Annotated in this window: 14 protein-coding genes; 7 read left to right on the top strand and 7 right to left on the bottom strand. The window is 56.9% G+C overall.

The window, feature by feature from the left end; genetic code table 11:
• Positions 1 to 13: 13 nt before the first annotated feature.
• Positions 14 to 877, bottom strand: a complete 864-nt coding sequence (locus tag ACR0K4_RS13175; RefSeq protein ID WP_480518960.1) for an SGNH/GDSL hydrolase family protein — start codon at positions 875 to 877, stop codon at positions 14 to 16.
• Positions 878 to 1,157: 280 nt separating this feature from the next.
• Positions 1,158 to 2,030 (bottom strand): haloalkane dehalogenase, encoded by an 873-nt coding sequence (locus ACR0K4_RS13170; protein WP_480854393.1) that lies wholly within the window; start codon positions 2,028 to 2,030, stop codon positions 1,158 to 1,160.
• 301 nt (positions 2,031 to 2,331) lie between these two features.
• Here ACR0K4_RS13170 and dctP point away from each other — a divergent pair, with 301 nt between their 5' ends.
• The 3 genes from dctP to ACR0K4_RS13155 all read left to right on the top strand — a co-directional run bounded on the left by dctP (position 2,332) and on the right by ACR0K4_RS13155 (position 6,197).
• Complete coding sequence (gene dctP, locus ACR0K4_RS13165; RefSeq protein WP_480518958.1) at positions 2,332 to 3,432, top strand: TRAP transporter substrate-binding protein DctP; 1,101 nt, start codon at positions 2,332 to 2,334, stop codon at positions 3,430 to 3,432.
• A gap of 74 nt (positions 3,433 to 3,506) precedes the next feature.
• The gene (locus ACR0K4_RS13160) at positions 3,507 to 4,838 is read left to right on the top strand and encodes a TRAP transporter small permease subunit (protein WP_480518956.1); all 1,332 of its coding nucleotides are present in this window, start codon (positions 3,507 to 3,509) and stop codon (positions 4,836 to 4,838) included.
• A gap of 15 nt (positions 4,839 to 4,853) precedes the next feature.
• Positions 4,854 to 6,197 carry a TRAP transporter large permease gene (locus tag ACR0K4_RS13155; RefSeq protein ID WP_480854335.1) on the top strand — a complete coding sequence of 448 codons (1,344 nt, stop codon included), beginning with the start codon at positions 4,854 to 4,856 and terminating at the stop codon, positions 6,195 to 6,197.
• A gap of 21 nt (positions 6,198 to 6,218) precedes the next feature.
• Here the strand turns inward: ACR0K4_RS13155 and ACR0K4_RS13150 are convergent, their stop codons facing one another.
• From ACR0K4_RS13150 to ACR0K4_RS13130, 5 genes are all read right to left on the bottom strand, one after another.
• Positions 6,219 to 6,950, bottom strand: a complete 732-nt coding sequence (locus tag ACR0K4_RS13150; RefSeq protein ID WP_480854334.1) for an amino acid ABC transporter ATP-binding protein — start codon at positions 6,948 to 6,950, stop codon at positions 6,219 to 6,221.
• On the bottom strand, positions 6,950 to 7,783 hold the full coding sequence (locus tag ACR0K4_RS13145; RefSeq protein WP_480854333.1) for an amino acid ABC transporter permease: 834 nt from the start codon (positions 7,781 to 7,783) through the stop codon (positions 6,950 to 6,952). Before ACR0K4_RS13145 ends, ACR0K4_RS13150 begins: the two co-directional genes overlap by 1 nt.
• A gap of 1 nt (position 7,784) precedes the next feature.
• Positions 7,785 to 8,597: a transporter substrate-binding domain-containing protein gene (locus ACR0K4_RS13140; RefSeq protein WP_480854332.1), complete on the bottom strand. Its 813-nt coding sequence runs from the start codon at positions 8,595 to 8,597 to the stop codon at positions 7,785 to 7,787.
• A gap of 70 nt (positions 8,598 to 8,667) precedes the next feature.
• A complete protein-coding gene (locus ACR0K4_RS13135) occupies positions 8,668 to 9,318 on the bottom strand; it encodes a glutathione S-transferase (RefSeq protein WP_480854331.1) in 651 nt (216 codons plus the stop codon).
• A 47-nt stretch (positions 9,319 to 9,365) separates the two neighbouring features.
• Entirely contained in the window at positions 9,366 to 10,676 is a 1,311-nt protein-coding gene (locus tag ACR0K4_RS13130) for a UDP-glucose dehydrogenase family protein (RefSeq protein ID WP_480854329.1), read from the bottom strand.
• A 381-nt stretch (positions 10,677 to 11,057) separates the two neighbouring features.
• Between ACR0K4_RS13130 and ACR0K4_RS13125 the strand changes: the two genes are divergently transcribed.
• The 4 genes from ACR0K4_RS13125 to ACR0K4_RS13110 all read left to right on the top strand — a co-directional run bounded on the left by ACR0K4_RS13125 (position 11,058) and on the right by ACR0K4_RS13110 (position 17,814).
• Entirely contained in the window at positions 11,058 to 13,385 is a 2,328-nt protein-coding gene (locus ACR0K4_RS13125; RefSeq protein WP_480854328.1) for an alginate lyase family protein, read from the top strand.
• A gap of 187 nt (positions 13,386 to 13,572) precedes the next feature.
• Complete coding sequence (locus ACR0K4_RS13120; RefSeq protein WP_480854327.1) at positions 13,573 to 15,153, top strand: ABC transporter substrate-binding protein; 1,581 nt, start codon at positions 13,573 to 13,575, stop codon at positions 15,151 to 15,153.
• Positions 15,154 to 15,302: 149 nt separating this feature from the next.
• Positions 15,303 to 16,868 (top strand): ABC transporter substrate-binding protein, encoded by a 1,566-nt coding sequence (locus ACR0K4_RS13115; RefSeq protein ID WP_480518938.1) that lies wholly within the window; start codon positions 15,303 to 15,305, stop codon positions 16,866 to 16,868.
• 4 nt (positions 16,869 to 16,872) lie between these two features.
• Positions 16,873 to 17,814: a glutathione S-transferase family protein gene (locus ACR0K4_RS13110; protein WP_480854326.1), complete on the top strand. Its 942-nt coding sequence runs from the start codon at positions 16,873 to 16,875 to the stop codon at positions 17,812 to 17,814.
• Positions 17,815 to 17,831: the final 17 nt, after the last annotated feature.

The raw sequence follows: 17,831 nt of genomic DNA, 5'->3' as shown, positions 1-17,831 counted from the left end.
CTATGCCGTTCCCCTAGTCCAAAGCGGAAAATACCGCATCACATAACGCATCCGCGTTAATATCCAGAAACTGGCGGATGGCCGCCGGGCTCGGATGGTGCGGGTCTTTTACCTTGCCGGCATCATTGCGCCGGAAATACTGTGGTTTCCCTTCAATTGCCGCTCTGGTTTTCTTGTTGAACCCCTCAACAACTTCGCAATGCCCGCCGGCCCTTTCAAAAGCGCGGGCGATCTGGGTTTGCGCCTTCATCCGTTTGTCATTGGTCTTTTTCAAATAGACGGGCACGCTTGAGACAAACACGCATGGAATGTCCTGCGGAATCTGTGCCAGCGTACGTTGCGCATCCTGATCAGCAGCCTCGGATGAATTTGCCCACCGGTCGGCCGAATTGCCCAGGAAAGTCAGAACAAGAAGACCTGGTTTGTAGTAGCCTTCGGCAAATGCGGCCTCGAACGCGGTCTTTTGTGGTTTGCAAAACTGATAGGACTTGCCCTTGCCGATCTGGATGAAGACCCGTTTTGGGTTTCCATCTATGCCATAAGCGCCTGCGTTCACACCAAATTTCTTGTCTACGTCACAGATTGCCCCGCGCGGCGCGCCCTTGGTGGTGGTCCAGGATTGCAACGATGTCGATCGAACACCGATGGCTGCGATCTCGCGTTCCCCTAGTTTTTGCAGGGATTTTTGGCGTTTGGGCGTCATTTCGCATCGGTCGCCAAGCTGTTCGAAGAACCGGGTATATTCCTTTCCGGCCCCAAACGATATCTGGCTGTCGCCCAAAACCAGAACATCAGGTTGTGCCAACGCCGGAACCGAGGCCAGAGTCAAGAAGACTGCTAAACAGGTCCGCAGGGCATTTGCAGTTTTGTTCTTCACGTCGTCACCATGGTCGCGGCCAGATTAAGATCGCTGTAAAGCGTTTGTCCAGATTATGATGCCGCTTTCGGCAGTGAAATACGATACAACACCTTGTTAATGCCATGGTGTCAGGGCTTCCGACGGTATTTCGCCCTAAACTCAGCATACTAACCGCGTTTGGGGCAGCTTCCTGAATGTCACAGGTTTTCAAAGGTCGCGGGGGTTCACGGCAACGTCAGCCGGATTTAACCCGACAGGTGCTGACGCCGTGAACGTCCCGGACCTTGTCAAACTGACTTCAGCTTGAGATCGGAAGCCAGTTTGCGATTGCCTGTCCAATCTCATCTGGCGAGTCTTCCTGAATATAGTGAATGCCCGGAACCGTGACTTCGGTCAGATTGGGCCAGCTTCGCACCAGATCCTGAACCGGCCCCTCTGTAATCAGCGCGCCCGGTTCGGCGTTTACGAACAACTTGGGAAACTGGGACGTCGCCAGCCACGCGCCGTAAGCTGCGACAAGCTCGGCCACGTCTGTGGGGTCACCCTCGATCGGGATTTGCCTTGGCCAGGTCAAGGTCGGCCTGCGGTCTTCACCAGCGCTTAGAAACGGACGCCGGTATTCATCCATTTCTTCAGGATCGAGTGCGCGCAGTATGCTGCCGGGCAGAACGTTTTCAATGAAGATATTCCCCTGCAGGATCATCTCTTCACCCGCTGGTGAACGGAAGGCCTGAAAGATCTCACGCGCGGCTTCGGGAAACGCGGACCAGCTTGGGACCGGTGCGACAATGGCCTCCATGAAGGCGATTCCCCTGACAGCGTCCGGATGGGTATGCGCCCAGTGAAAACCAAGGCCGGACCCCCAATCATGGATCACCAGCGTGACGTTGTGCGCGACGTCCAGTTCTTCCAGAAGAGCAAACAGATAGCTTCGGTGTTCCGCGAAGGTGTAGCGGTCCGGTCCCGAATTATCGAGCTTTTCGGAATCGCCCATCCCGATAAGGTCCGGTGCTATCAGACGGCCACGACCTTCAAGATGAGGCATGATATTGCGCCACAGATACGAGGAGGTCGGGTTGCCATGCAAAAATACAATCGGGTCCCCCTCGCCATGCTCTACATAAGCCATTTTCCTTCCGAGAATTGTTTTTGATTTTTTGCTGTAGGGCATTTGTGAGGTCTGTTTGGTCGGCATCTCAGTCTTCCCATTGGATTGAATTTCGGGGGTGGTGCGCATGTCTGGATCTTAGATAGCATGGTCGCCCCAGACGTCATGTTCGCTATTTTATAGGTCGTTTACATTAGCCCGGTCTAAAGGTTTCACGCTACGCGTTCGCTTCAACCCCCATCACGACGCGGTGAGCAATTTCAACATTGGAAAAAAAATATTACCAATTTTTGCGCCCCGCGTTATGTTACGCGGGTATCGTTTGGCCTGTCACAGGCAAGGCGATCATCTATGGGAGGAACAGATGACCAAAAAGCTTATCACGCGCCGCAGCGCGTTCAGAAGCATTGCCGGTGCCGGTGCCGCGACACTGGCCGCACCGCATATCGCAACCGCCGCTGGTGAAGGGACCACCTGGAAGATACAGACATCCTGGCCTGGCGGCATCGGTCTGCAGGTCTTCAAGGACTGGTGCGCGACGATTGAGGAAAAGACCGGCGGAGAACTGGCCTTTCAGGCCTTTGGCGCCAACGACGTCGTGGGTGATTTCCAGCTGGCAGATGCTGTAAAGAACGGCGTTCTGGACGCAATCAACCCGTTCACCATCTATTATCAGGGTATCATCCCTGCGGCGGTTTTCCTCAGCTCTTATCCGCTGGGCCTGCGTCAGCCGCATGAATATGACACGTTCTATTACGGTCTGGGTGGTCTGGAAATCGCCCGCGAATTGCTGGGCGCGCAAGGTCTGCATTTTGTCGGACCGGTGCATCACGGGCCGAACATCATCCACTCGAAAGTGCCGATCCGGTCGATTGACGATTTTGAGGGCCGCAAGATGCGCCTGCCAGGCGGAATGGTGGCCGAGGTGTTCTCGGAACTGGGTGCGGAAACGACCGTTCTGCCGGGGTCCGAGATTTTCCCGGCACTGGAAAAGGGCACAATCGACGTGGCCGACTTTGTGGGGCCAGCCGTGAACCACGCCCTGGGCTTCAGCCAGGTGACAGATTACATCGTGATGGGTCCTGCGGGCTTTATGTCCGTCTATCAACCGGTCGACATTATGGATATCACGGTCGGAAAAACCGCCTGGGACAAGCTGAGCCCGCAGATGCAGGAATTCGTGGAAATGGAAACCCACGTCTATTCCGACCTGCACCATGCAGCCATTCAGGCCGCCGATCAGGAAGCCTGGAAAAAGTTCGAAGCCGAAGGTACCGAGATCACCCGTCTGTCGCAGGACGACGTGGAGCTGATGACCGAAATCGCCGTGCCGATCTGGTTCAAATACGCAAACCGCGACAAGAACGCTGCGCGGGTTTTCAAAATCCAGCTTGATTACATGATGTCTGGCTCATTGGGCTATGTGACGCCTGAAATGATCGAAGGTCAGACGCTGGATCTGTGATCCGCTGATCCTTTGCTAACAGTCCGCGCGGTCGCCGCGCGGACATGACTTTTCTTTGGAATTCGGAACGTACCATGCCGAGCGTCGATTTCACGCTGCCGCACTGGCTGTATTGGGTCGGGCTGATCGCCTTTCCTGCTCTGGCCATGGTGTTGGCGCGTAAAGCCCAGCCTGAAAAACGCACCTATGGAATGCCACTGGGCTACCTGATCCTTGTCACGGGCGGGATGCTTGGCCTGCACCGGTTTTATTTGCGCAGTCTTCTGGGGCTGATTTATCTGCCGATCTTCCTGATGATCCTTTTTGCGAATGGAGAAGAGCGCACGGCGCGGAACGAATTCTCCAACGCCATCAACATCGTGCGACAGGCCGAGCGTACCATCGAAAGGGAATCCGGTCGGGTTGAGGCTGCCGAGGAGGGGCTCGCGGACCTGCGCGCGGCCGCCGAGGCGGCACAGGATGGCACCGCGCTGCAGAAGCGACGCGCAGAAAGGTCTCTGGACCGGGCCGAAAAAGCCATTGCAACGGGTCGCGAGCGACTGGCCGAATCCGAGGCCGCGCGGGTTGAAGCCCAGCCTTTGGCCGACGCTGCCGGCAAAGATCGCGCCTTTTGGGGATCAGTTGCGCGCTATGCGTTCTTCACAATTCTGGCGCTTATGGCAATCGATGCGCTGTTGATGCCCAAGCTGGTTGCAAGCGCCCGCGCCAAGGCCGAGGCCGAACCACATGAACCTGAAATGGAGATCGACGAAGAAACTGCCGCCCGGGCCGCCGAACTGGACCCGAATGCCCGCAAGTCAGATCAGGACTATGCGCAGAACTGGATAGACAGGCTGTCGCTTTATGCTGGTGAGTTCGTCTCGTACTGGGCGGTGATCGCTGTCTTTGTCTACTATTACGAGGTGATCGTCAGATATGTGTTCAACGCGCCGACCAATTGGGCACATGAATCCATGTATCTGATGTTTGGGATGCAATACCTGATCGCCGGATCCTATGCGATGCTGACCGAAAGCCATGTGCGGGTGGATATCTTCTATGCTCCGCTGACCAAAGCAAAACGGGCATGGGCGGACCTTTTCACATCGATCTTCTTCTTCATCTTCGCAGGTACTCTGCTGGTGACGTCGTACATTTTCGCAATGGATGCGGTTGCGGTGCCCACTGGCAACTCGGTCGTATCGGATTGGGCGCGTGGTGAGATCGGGTTCTTCCAGATGTTCGGATCGCTGACCTTCGGCGACTGGACCGATCCGAACATTCGCTGGGGTGAGATCAGCTTTAACGAATGGGAAATCCCGCTTTGGCCGATGAAATGGATGATGGTCGTGGGCGCGATACTGTTGATTTTGCAAGGGGTGTCGAAACTGTCCAAAGACATCCGAACGATTGCACGGGGGTACTGACCGATGGGTCTTGATATGTCCATCGAGCTGCTGACGCTCGTTATGTTCGGATCCCTGCTGGTCCTGCTGATGGCGGGTTTGCCGCTTGCTTTTGTCACCGGGGGGTTGGCCTGTGTCTTCCTGTTCGTTCTGGGCGATGCGCGGGCGCTGAATATCGTACCCAGCCGGATTTTCCCGCTGATGACGAACTATCAGCTATCTGCGATCCCACTTTTCATCTTCATGGCTTCGATGCTGGAACGGGCCGGGATCATCAACGACATGTTCGATGTGATCTACAAGGTACTCGGCGGTCTGAAAGGCGGGCTGGCTGCGGCGACAATCATCGCCTCGACCGTTCTGGCGGCGATGGTTGGTGTCATCGGGGCCGCTGTGGTGACAATGGGGATCATCGCGCTGCCTGCGATGCTGAAACGCGGCTATGATACCAAGATCGCCATGGGTTCGATCATGGCAGGGGGGACGCTGGGCATTCTGATCCCGCCGTCTATTCTGGCCATCATCTACGCCGTTGTGGCCGAGCAATCGGTGGGAGAACTGTTCATCGGCGCCGTCATTCCCGGTCTGATGCTGTCGGGGATGTACATCATCTATGTGGTGGTCCGGTCCTATATCAATCCGGTTCTCGGCCCCCCAATCCCCGTCGATGAACGTATCTCGAACCGCGAGAAAATGCGCCTAATGGGCAAGATGTCGGCCCCAATCGCGTTGATTGTCATCGTGCTGGGCGTGATCTTTTCCGGCGTCGCGACCCCGGTCGAGGCCGCAGGTATCGGTACCTTCGGCGCGTTCATTGTGGCGGCTATCCACAACAAGCTGGACTGGCCCACGGTTCGCGAGGCGTGTCTGACCACGCTAAAAGCTTCGGCCATGGTGATCTGGATCATGTTCGGTGCGACGATCTTTGTGGGGCTTTACGTGCTGGAAGGCGGTCAGCAATTCGTGCAGGAAACGATGCAGGGCGCGGGTCTTGGGCCGTGGGGTATCCTGATCGTCATGCAGATCCTGCTGGTGGTGCTGGGTATGTTCCTCGACTGGGTCGGTATTCTGCTGCTGTGCGTGCCGATCTTTGTTCCGATCATCAAGGCGTTGGGGGCGGCCGCGTTCGGCTTTGAAGATCCGAACGATTTGGTTCTGTGGTTCGGGGTTCTCTACCTGGTGAACATGCAGATGAGTTTCCTGTCGCCGCCCTTCGGTTATGCGTTGTTCTATCTGCGTGGGGTTGCCCCGCCCTCGATCCCGATGACGGACATCTTCAAAGCGGCCCTTCCATTTCTGTTCTTGCAGATCGTAGGGCTTGTCATCTGTATGCTGTTCCCATGGGTCGTGACGTGGCTACCGAACCTGGTCTATGGCTAGGCGTTCCGGCTGGTCGCGAACCTATTTGAGCGCGCGGGCCAGAAAGGCCCGCGTCGCTTCATGCCGGGGTGCGCCAAACAGCTGCGCGGGGGGGCCTTCTTCGACAATGCGCCCGTCCTGAAGAAAGCAGACCTTGTCTGCCGCCTCGCGGGCGAACCCCATTTCATGGGTCGCCATCACCATGGTCATACCCTGCTTTTTCAGCATCAGCAGCACGTCCAGTACCTCACCCACAAGTTGCGGATCAAGGGCCGAGGTAATCTCGTCAAACAACATGACCTCGGGTTTCATGGCCAAGGCACGCACAATGGCGACGCGCTGTTGCTGACCACCGGACAACTGATCGGGATAATTGTCCACACGGTCCGCCAATCCGAACCGGGCAAACAGGGCTTCGACCTCGGTTTGGAGGTCTGCACGGGTCAAACCGTGTACCCGGCGCGGGGCCAACATCACGTTCTCCAGCGCCGTCATATGCGGAAACAGGTTGAAGCTCTGGAACACAATCCCAATGCGTGCGCGCACCGATTGTGGATTGAGACCGGGGATCGAGATATCCTCTCCGTCGAGAAATATCGCTCCGTCATCGATTGGCTCCAACAGGTTGATGCATCGCAAAACCGTTGACTTGCCCGCACCAGAGGCGCCGATCAGACAGACCATTTGGCCTTCTTCAACCGCCAGATCGATGCCGTTGCACACGGTGCGTTCGCCGAACCGTTTGATGACGCCTTGCAAGTCGAGTTTCGGCATCAACGCCTCGCTCGCATTTGACGGGCCATCAGGTGATCAGCATAGCGGGTGGCCGGAACGGTCACGATCAGAAAAATGATCGCTGCACCAACATAGGGGGTAAAATTCGCCAGCAATGATTTGAAAACGCCGGCCTGACGGAAGATTTCGACCGGGCCGATGAAACTCAGCAGCGAGACATCCTTTTGCAACGCAATTAACATGTTCATCTGCGATGGAACCACATTGCGGACGGCCTGCGGCAAAACCACATCCCGCATCACCTGTCGTTCGGACAAACCCAGCGAAAGCGCGGCCGCCCTTTGACTATGATGTACGCTGTCTATCCCCGAGCGGAAGATTTCAGCCACATAGGCCGAATAAGTCAGGATCAAAGCCAGAGACCCCCAAATATACGGCGAATTCCAGGGGCGTGGCAGGCCAAGGCCCGGGATTCCAAAGCCGATCAGATAGACCGTCAGAATAACCGGCACGCCACGAAAGACATCCGTGAAGGCAGCCCCAAATATCCGCAATGGAAAAAGCGCGGGTGACTTGGCATCACGCGCAAGCGCGATCAGCAGGCCCAGAACCGCGATAGCAGGGGCGGACCATGCAAAGATCATGACGTTGATGCGAAATGCCTCAAGCAGTTTCGGAAATGTCTTGATCAACGTGTCGCCGTCGAAAAAGCTCTGCTGAACCTTGGCCCATCCCGGGGCCAGCGGCACAAGAAAGTAGATCGCCGCAACCACGATCACCGTACTTGTCGCCGCAATTACCACCGAGCGCCGCCGCTGCTGCGCCTCATATCGTTCGCGGCGGGTTGCTCCCGTCGCCTCTGGTCCGGTCATCTTATTTGATCAATGGGACACCAGTCGTGTCCTGCAGCCATTTGGCCTCGATCTCGGCCAGTTTGCCGGTTTCGGCCAAGGTCACAATGGCCGCATCTATGCAGGGTTTGAGCGGGTTTCCTTCCTCCATCAACATTCCAAACTGGTCAGGGTTGTCACTTTGATCCGGCGGAAACTGTCCGATCACCTTTGACCCTTCGATCATAACGGCGCTCAGAAACAATGCTGTCGGCAAATCGAACAGGGCCGCATCGATCTGATTGGCTGTCATAGCCGCATTCACGTCTGCGTTGTCCCCGTATAGCAATGGATCGCTGTCGGGCTGGATGATACTCGCCAGTTTCGGAACTGCCGTGGTCGATCCCACTGCGCCCCACTTCAAAGCTTTCAACGCCTCCAGAGACGGCGCAGTGCCGACAGCATTGGCGCTGACAAGAACGGCCATCGGCGCGGTATAGTAGGGTGCCGAGAAATCCACCACCTGATCCCGTTCTGGCGTGATCGAGTATTGCTGCATATTCACATCAAACTCTTTCACACCGGGCTGGATCGCTTCATCGAACGAGGACCGGATCCAGATCACATCTTCCGCTGCAAAGCCCATTTCTTCTGCCACTGCATAGGCTACAGCGGCTTCGAAGCCCTCGCCGCTTTCGGGCGTATCGTCCAGAACCCATGGGTAATAGGCAGGGTTTCCGGTGGCGATGGTGAACTTGCCCTCGGTCAGTGTTTTGCCTGCGGCGCACTGCCCGTCCGCAGAAACCGCAGTGGCAAAGCCAAGCGATAGGGCCGCAAAGGTAAGCGTCCTGAACATGAGATCATCCCTCGTATTGGGTTATGCAGTCGCTACGGTAGTCCCGCCCGGACAACCTGTCCAGCGCCTGTCATCCGCCGGTTTCGGAACCACCAAACAGGGTCGGCGTATCGCCTTCCTGCCACTGCGCATACTTGGCCATTACACTTTGAAATGGCGCGCTGTTCAGGAAGTTGTCGAGCCAGAGAACAAGATCGGGCCAGTCCTGCGCGTCAAACCATGCTCTGTCGATATAGGCAAATTGCCGGACAAAGGGCAAAAGGGCCAGATCAGCCAAGGTAGGACGATGCCCGAACAGCCAGGGCTGACCTCCCAAAACCAGATTGAGTTCCTTGAGGTGCAGCGCGGCTTTGGCCCGCTCTGCTTGATGATCAATGTCCGGATAGCGCGTCGCATATTTGGTATGATCAAGCGCCCGTTTAAACGGCCCGTCATTTGCGGCGATCAGGTCCCATCCCAGGCGCGGCATATCCAGCAGGCGCTGTGGATCACTTTGTTCAAGCGCCCAGACCATGATGTCCAGGCTTTCATCCAGAACGCGATCGGTCAGACGCAGGGCGGGTACGGTGGTACTGGGCGATGTTGCAAGAAAAGCCTGCGGTTTTTCCCGCAATACCACTTCGCGTAATTCGACCGTTATGGCAGCGCTGGCCAGCGCCAAGCGGCTACGAATGGCGTAGGGGCAGCGGCGAAACGACCAAAGAACAGGGTAATCTGTCATAGCGTTTTCTAACGGGCCACCCTGTCGCTGGTCAAACCCGGGGCGCCTCAGGCTGTGACACCTACGCCGACATAGGTTTCAAAACCCGATCCCAGAACCATCTTGGGCGAATAAATATTGCGCAAATCGACCATACGAGCCGAGTTCATCATCTCGGCCATCTCAGACAGGTTCAGCGCGCGGAACTCGTTCCATTCGGTCAGAAGAACCACTGCATCGGCACCTTTTGTGGCCTCGTAGGGATCGTCCATCCAGGTCACGCCGGGCAAAAGCGCTTCACCTTCGGCGCGGCCCTGAGGGTCGACCACGCGGACCGTCGCGCCACCGCCGATCAACGCTGGCACAATGGTAAGCGAAGGTGCATCTCGCATATCATCCGTGTTGGGTTTGAACGTGACGCCCAGGACGGCAATTGTTTTGCCGTTGAACTTGTCGTCGCAGACGTCGCGGATTTTCTCGACCATACGGGCTTTGACGCTGTCATTGACGCGCATGACGGTTTCCGTGATCTGCATCGGATACGCATAGTCCTGCCCTATCCGGGCCAAAGCCGCGGTGTCTTTAGGGAAACACGACCCGCCATAGCCGGGACCAGCGTGCAGGAACTTGTTGCCAATCCGCCCATCCAGACCAATCCCGCGCGACACCTCTTTCACATCTCCGCCGACCCTTTCGCACAGACCTGCGATTTCGTTGATGAAGGTGATCTTGGTGGCCAGAAATGCATTGGCGGCGTATTTGATCATCTCGGCGCTTTCCACATCCGTCGTCAGGATCGGGAAATCGCGCAGATAAAGGGGGCGGTAGATCTCGGCCATGACTTCGGCGGCGCGGTCATTTTCGACACCGACAACAACGCGATCAGGGCGCATGAAATCGTCGATCGCTGCCCCTTCCCGCAAGAATTCCGGGTTGGACGCAACATCGAAATCTGCGTCCGGGTTGGCCTTTGCCACGACTGCCTGAACCTGACGATTTGTACCGACGGGCACTGTCGATTTGGTCACAACAACAGTGTAGCCGGTTATGGCATGCGCAATCTCTTCGGCGGCAGCCATGACATATGTCAGATCAGCATGCCCATCACCACGGCGTGTCGGGGTGCCAACGGCGATGAAAACAGCATCTGCACCATCCACGGCTGACGAAAGATCGGTGGTAAAGCTCAACCGGCCGGCTGCAACATTCTTGGCCATCAGAACATCCAGGCCCGGTTCATAAATCGGAACCTCGCCTGCTTGCAGCATGTCGATCTTGCTTTCGGATTTATCGACGCAGATCACATCATGACCGAAGTCGGAAAAACACACTCCGGAAACCAGGCCCACATATCCGGTGCCTATCATTGCAATGCGCATGGTTCAAATTCCTTCCTATCAGCACCTTGCGGTGCCAAATTGTATCTCAGCCAGAGAGAGGGTGTTCCAACCGAAACAATTGCGACAAAACTGCAGAAAAGTCGTTTGTTCCCCTTCGCCGCTTGTGTTGTCCAACTCCAGCTCCTTGGCGCCCGAATATGCGTTTCGCAGGACGTTATTCAAGCGGATAAATTCCATGATGGACGTATCTCGCACAGGCCCGCGTCAAAATTGCTGCACAAGCGGGCGGCGTGTGTGCCCATGCCAAGAATGGACGGGGTGGGACAGGTTGCCTTGAGGCGTGATAAAGGGATAAGGAAAGCGTCAGAAAGACGTTCCAGTCATGAAGGCCGGATATCCGGCTGAAAACAGGATGAAATCTTGGCGATCTTCAAGAAAAACGATCAGGACAAGCAGGTGCTGAGCCTAGAGCAACGCGTTCGCCGTAAGCGGCGGCGCAATCGTCTTCTGGTTCTGTTTTCCCCTTTGATCCTTTTGTTGTCGCCGGTTCTGATTCCCGGATATTTTTTGTATCGCAAGCGCAAGAAGGCGCGACAGGAAAAGCCGACGCGGCGCATGGATTCGGTTGTTGGTTCACTCCGCACGGTCAAACCTCTGCCGCTAGACACCGCAATCGAGACGCGGATCAACGCGATGCCGGACACATTCGCATTGTGTCGGGTTATTGGCAACGATCTGGTGCCACGTCACACGGCAGGGCAATCCCGTGCCAATGTCTCGTTCATTCTGGAACACGAGCCCGAATTCGAAAACTGCACCAAACTTTGGCTTCTGAACCGTATTTTCGACCCTGAGAACGAAGCGCATCTGATCGAACTGTTAGAACAGCACGGACAAACCTACGAGCGAATTCCTTACGATCCACTCGAGCTGCAAGCCACTGGTTTCGATTTTGAACCCTTCGACGATCCAATGATTTTTGTCGATGGCTCAATGGATGGTGAAAATGCCGAGATGAAGGCGCGTATGATCGCTCAGGCGTACCGCGCCCGCAACAACTATGTCATGAACAACAATGGGGCACGCAACGCCGCGTTGGAGCTTTGTTTGCGCCACGCGAAATGGGCGTTGCCGTTTGATGGCAATTGTTACTTCACGCAATCTGCGTGGGACGCCTTGACCTCGGATATTCTGGCGAACCGCGATAAACGGTACTTTACCGTCCCGATGGCGAGAATGCATGACAATGCCGATCTTCTGAACGACAGCGTCCGACCGGAGGCGGAAGAAGAACCCCAGCTTGCATTCCGATGTGATGCGCCGCTCAGGTTTGATGTGGCTCACCCATATGGGCGCCGGCCCAAGGTCGAATTGTTCCTGCATCTGGGAATTCCCGGCCCATGGCAGAAATGGCCCCTTCTACCCTTTGACATCCCGCCGCGTCGGGTCAGCCCCGAGGGGCACCGTGTTGGGTCGGCGGGCTGGGTCGCGCGCCTGTTTTCCGGCAAATCGCAACTGGAGGTGACGGGTGAAGAGGGCGTGGTTGTCCGTGGGTCGGCCCGAAATGATGCGATCCGGGCTACTCTGAATATGCTTGAAGCCAAAGACGTGCAGGCCTGTCTAAGGCGTAACGCCTTGGGCATTTATGTAGAAGAGAAAATCGAGGCATTGGCCAAGCACCCAGCTGACGCGGACCATCTTGCGATCCTCTCAGCCGCAGACGAGGCGGTTCGGCGCGGACCGTTCTCGGTCACGGACAAACCCGAGCCAGGCCCGAGCGGAGATTTACAGGACTATTTCCACCCTGCGCCCTACTGGTGGCCCAATCCCAAAAAGAAAAATGGGCTGCCCTATGTGCGACAGGACGGTAAACGCGTTCCGGGCACGCAATTGTATGAACCCGAGAGCGATCGATATGACCGAAGCCGTCTGCAACGGGTGTTCGACGACACCACCGCGCTCGCTCTGGCCGCACGGTTGACCGGCAATCAAGCCTATAAGGCACATGCAGAAGCACTTGTACGGACCTGGTTCATTGAGCCGGAAACACGTATGAACCCCCATCTCTTTTACGCACAGGTTCGGCGGGGCCATTCCGGCGATCGGGGTCTATGTCATGGTTTGATTGAAACCAAGGATTTCTATTACTTTCTGGATGCCGTCCGGTTACTTGAGATTGAAACGCTTGCCTCGGGGCTGAAAGAGTGGTGCCGCAGTTTCTTTGACTGGCTGCAAACAAGTGACCAGGGCATCGAGGAACGACACGCTGCCAACAACCACGGCACATGTTATGACCTGCAATCGGCTGCTTTGGCCGCTTTTGTCGAAGATATCGACGCCTTGCAAGAGATCAACTTGCGCGCTCAGGCCCGCTTGCTTGGGACAATTACAGCTGAGGGAACGCAGCCACATGAAGTCAAACGCACGCTTACCCAGCACTATTGCGCGTTCAACCTTCAAAGCTGGATCAACCTGTTTGATCTGCTGGAAGCTGCGGGGCTGAAACCCTGGAGCAGCGCTGCCGCCGACAGGCTGTTGCTTGCGATGCGCCACACCTTATCCGAGTCAGCCAGAGGCTGGACGCTGCCGCAGATCGAGCCGTTTGAGATGGCGCGCCTTGTCCCGATTGACCACGCATTGGAAATCCGCGCGGGTGAGCGTATTCTGGATACGGAGAAAGCACCTTCGTGTTTCTTTCCGCATGACGGCATCCCGCCGTTTTGGCGTCTGACTGAACGCAGCGTCTGAGGTCACAAAACCAGGCTCGATTTGGCGTATTCCGGTCCGATACCCTTCGGGTTTGGGGTGAAGACCACATAAAGTTCACAATATGGTGTTGCAAGTCCGGCGATCATCTGGATGATCATGGGCATGACGACCGGGACAAACCGGTCAGCTGCACAAATGCAGTCAAATACATAATGGGGAGACTTACATGTCATTGAAATCTTTGATGCTTGCCGCCAGCGCGATCGCTCTGGTCACAACCGGTGCCTCTGCCGAGACGCTGCGTTGGGCACGTGCGGGGGACTCGCTGACTCTTGATCCACACGCCCAGAATGAGGGTCCGACTTCGGCCATGGCGCATCAGATCATGGAAACGCTGGTCATGCGTGACCATTCCGGCGCACTCGTTCCATCGCTGGCGACCGAATGGGGACCATCCGAGGAAAACCCTAACGTTTGGGTGTTCAAGCTGCGTGAAGGTGTGACTTTCCATGATGGGGCTGAGTTTGACAGCGAAGACGTTGTATTCTCGCTCAACCGCGCGATGACACCGGATTCCGATTACAAGGAACTGCTGGCCTCGGTGAAAGAGGTACGCGCGCCGGACAAATACACCGTCGAGATCGAGACTAACGGCCCGAACCCGATCATGCCCAACAACCTGACCAACATGTTCATGATGGACAAGGGCTGGGCCGAGGCGAATAACGCCGTGAAGGTGCAGGACTATGAGGGCGGTGAAGATACGTTTGCCGCAAAGAATGCCAACGGCACAGGCCCTTACAAGCTGGTCAGCCGCGAGCCGGATGTGAAAACCGTACTGACCGCAAATGAGAACTACTGGGGAAAAGACGAGTTCCCGCTGCAGGTTACCGAGATCATCTATACCCCGATCCAGAACGCAGCGACCCGTGTGGCAGCTCTGTTGTCGGGTGAGGTTGATTTCATTCAGGACGTGCCGGTGCAGGATCTGGCCCGCGTGGCCGGTACCGATGGGCTGGACGTGCGCACAGCACCGCAGAACCGGGTGATCTTTTTCGGCATGAACATGGGTGATGCCGATCTGACCTCGGACAGTGTTGACGGCAAAAATCCGCTTGCCGATGTGCGTGTGCGTCAGGCGATGTCCAAGGCGATCAACCGTGATGCGATCAAACAGGTTGTCATGCGCGGCCAGTCGGCGCCTGCGGGCATGATCTCGCCGCCTTTCGTGAAAGGTTGGGATGAGGGCATGGATGCGTCCTCGACCACCGATATCGAAGGGGCCAAGGCCCTGATGGCCGAGGCGGGCTATCCCGATGGCTTTTCGCTGACCCTGAACTGCCCGAACGACCGCTACATCAATGATGAGGCGATCTGTCAGGCCGCCGTGGGCATGCTGGCCCAGATCGGGATCACCGTGAATCTGGATGCTAAACCCAAGGCGCAGCACTTCCCGCTGATCAACAACCTCGAGACCGACTTCTACATGCTGGGCTGGGGCGTTCCGACCTACGATTCCGAGTATATCTTCAACTTCCTCGTGCATTCGAAGGGTGAGAAATACGGTTCGTGGAATGGCACGCGGTATTCCAACCCTGACTTGGATGCCAAGATCGTGGCGCTGGCCTCGGAAACAGATCTTCCGGCGCGCGACAAGCAGATTAGCGAGATTTGGCAGGTTGTTCAGGACGAACAGCTGTATATCCCGATTCACCATCAGGTGCTGAACTGGGGCATGAAATCAGGTGTCGGCACCATTGTGGAACCGGAAGACTCGCCAAAGATCAAATACTTCGAAATGAACTAAAACACCTTGATCAAGGTGGGGCAGGGCGCGGTTTCGCGCCCTGTTTCTTTTTGCGGGGTAGGTCACGGGCTTGTGATCCCAATGTGAGAATTCCTTTACCTGTCCGCAAAAAACCACGAAGGTTTGGATAATAAACAGGGAGTAATGCCATGATCCTCAGGAACAGCGCCATCGGCCTGACCATGCTGCTTGCCAGCACGGCACAGGCCGCCGAGTTCAAATGGGCCTCGACCACCGACCCGCAGACGATGGACCCGCACGCGGTCAATTCTGCGCCGGTGCTCGGCTTTCTGAACAATGTCTACGAAGGACTGGTGCGGCGCGGCAAAGATATGACCGTTGAACCGGCACTGGCTGTCAGCTGGGAACCCATCGGTGACGGAGATGGCTGGCGTTTCAAACTGCGCGAGGGTGTAACCTTCCACGATGGCAGTACGTTCGACGCGCAGGACGTGCTGTTCAGCTACCAGCGCGCCTCGGGTGAGGCGTCGGACACCCGCAGTTGGTTTGCACCGGTCAGTGATGTGATCGTGGTTGATGACTACACCGTCGATATCATGACGTCTGCTCCGAACCCGCTGTTTCCTTCGTCCATCGCCAACTGGATGATCATGGATCAGGGCTGGACCGAGGCAAATGACGCAGTGGTGCCCGACAAGGAATCCGGCAATTACGCGACAATAAACGCAAACGGCACGGGCGCTTTCAAAGTGACTGCCCGCGAGCCCGGATTGAAAACCGTTCTTGAGCCACATGACGGCTGGTGGGGCGAGGCCGAGCACAACATCACACGCGCCGAATTCAACCCGATCCAGAATCCGGCTACCGCCGTTGCGGCACTTCTGTCGGGTGATGTCGACATGATCAACCCTGTGCCTATCCAGGACGTCGCGCGCCTGAATGAAAACGGGGATGTAGATGTCATTCAGGGCATCGAAGCGCGTGTGATCATGCTGGGTTTCGATCATGAGGCGGAGACCCTGAAATACACGGATGACGCGGGCAAACCAAACCCGTTCCAGGATGCGCGTGTGCGTCAGGCCGTGGCGCAGGCGATCAACGTCGATGCCATTCTGGCCACGATCATGCGCGGCAATGCCGAGGCAGCCTCGCAACTCGTCAGCCCCGCGATGAGCGGCTATTCCGCAGCCAATGCCGACCGTCCGTCCTTTGATGTCGAAGGGGCCAAGGCCTTGCTTGCCGAGGCAGGCTATGGCGACGGGTTCTCGTTCGGTCTAAAATGCCCCAATGACCGATACCTGAATGACGAGGCCGTGTGTCAGGCGGTCGTCAGCATGCTGGCGCAGATCGGAGTGACAGCCGAATTGGACGCGATGCCGGTACGGAACTACTGGCCAGAACTGCGCGAAGACAATTACGACATGTATATGCTGGGCTGGAGCCCGGGCACGTTTGATGCAGAACACCCCGTTCGCTTCCTTGTGGCAACACCCAATGAGGAAAAGAAGCTGGGCAGCTGGAATTTCGGCGGTTTCTCAAACGCGCGGGTGGATGAATTGTTGCCGCAGATTCAGTCGGAACTGGATCAGGCCAAACGGCAGGCCATGCTGGATGAGGTCACGCAAATCTATCAGGATGAACATGTCTATGTGCCGATGTATGTGCAGCCTCTGGTTTGGGGAACACGCAGCAATGTTGAGCTGACGCAGCGCCCGGACAACTTCTTCATCCTGCGTTGGGTGACGGTGAACTGAGCCCATGGGCGTGATGATCGCCGGGGTCTACCACGCCGAGGACCCCGCGCCCGACACAAGGCTTGACGGTGAATTCCGCCGTCAGGCCTCAACCATTAGGAACGCGCTGCCGGATGCTCTGGAACCGGGTCGGTTTCATCTTTACGCGGCGTGGAACTGCCCCTGGGCGCATCGCGTGCTGCTGGTTCGTGCGCTCAAGGGCCTGCATGACCTGATCACGGTTGCCTATGCCGAGCCGCGCCGTACAGCCGACGGCTGGGTCTATGCCGACGGCGCGGATGCGGTCTATGGCGCAACAGCGCTGCATCACGCTTATGCCCGCGCCACACCGGCCTATACCGGGCGGATCACGGTGCCCTTGCTATGGGACCGGGCCGAGGATCGGGCGGTCTCCAACGAATCCGCTGATCTGGTGCGGATGTTGGGCTCGTTGCCGGGCTATGGCCCAAATCTGTCACCGCCCGATAAGCTGGACCAGATCAACGACTGGAACGCAAAAATCTACCCACGGCTGAACAACGGCGTCTACCGCGCAGGGTTCGCCCGCACGCAAGAGGCCTATGAGGCCGGGTTCCGCGATGTGTTCGCCACGCTGGACGAGATTGAGGCGCATCTGGCCACCAACCGCTACCTCTGCGGCGACACGCTGACCGAGGCCGATCTGCGCCTGTTCCCCACGCTGGCCCGGTTCGATGTGGCCTATCACTATGCCTTCAAATGCAACCTGCGTCGGCTGATCGACTATCCAAACCTCTGGGGTTACGCGCGCGAAATTTACGCGTTGCCCGGCGTGGCCGCGACCGTGAAACTCGACATCTACAAGCAGGGCTATTTCTCACCGTCCGAACTGCGAAATCCGCTGGGGATCGTGCCGCTGGGCCCTGAAATCGATTGGAGCGCGCCGCACCACCGCGACATCTTGACCACCCGGTCGGTTAAAGCATAGAGAGACGCACCAATGGG

Source organism: Ruegeria sp. K11 (genome assembly GCF_056531905.1).
Note: the sequence above shows the minus strand (reverse complement) of the source record. Positions and strands in the feature narration are given on the sequence as shown.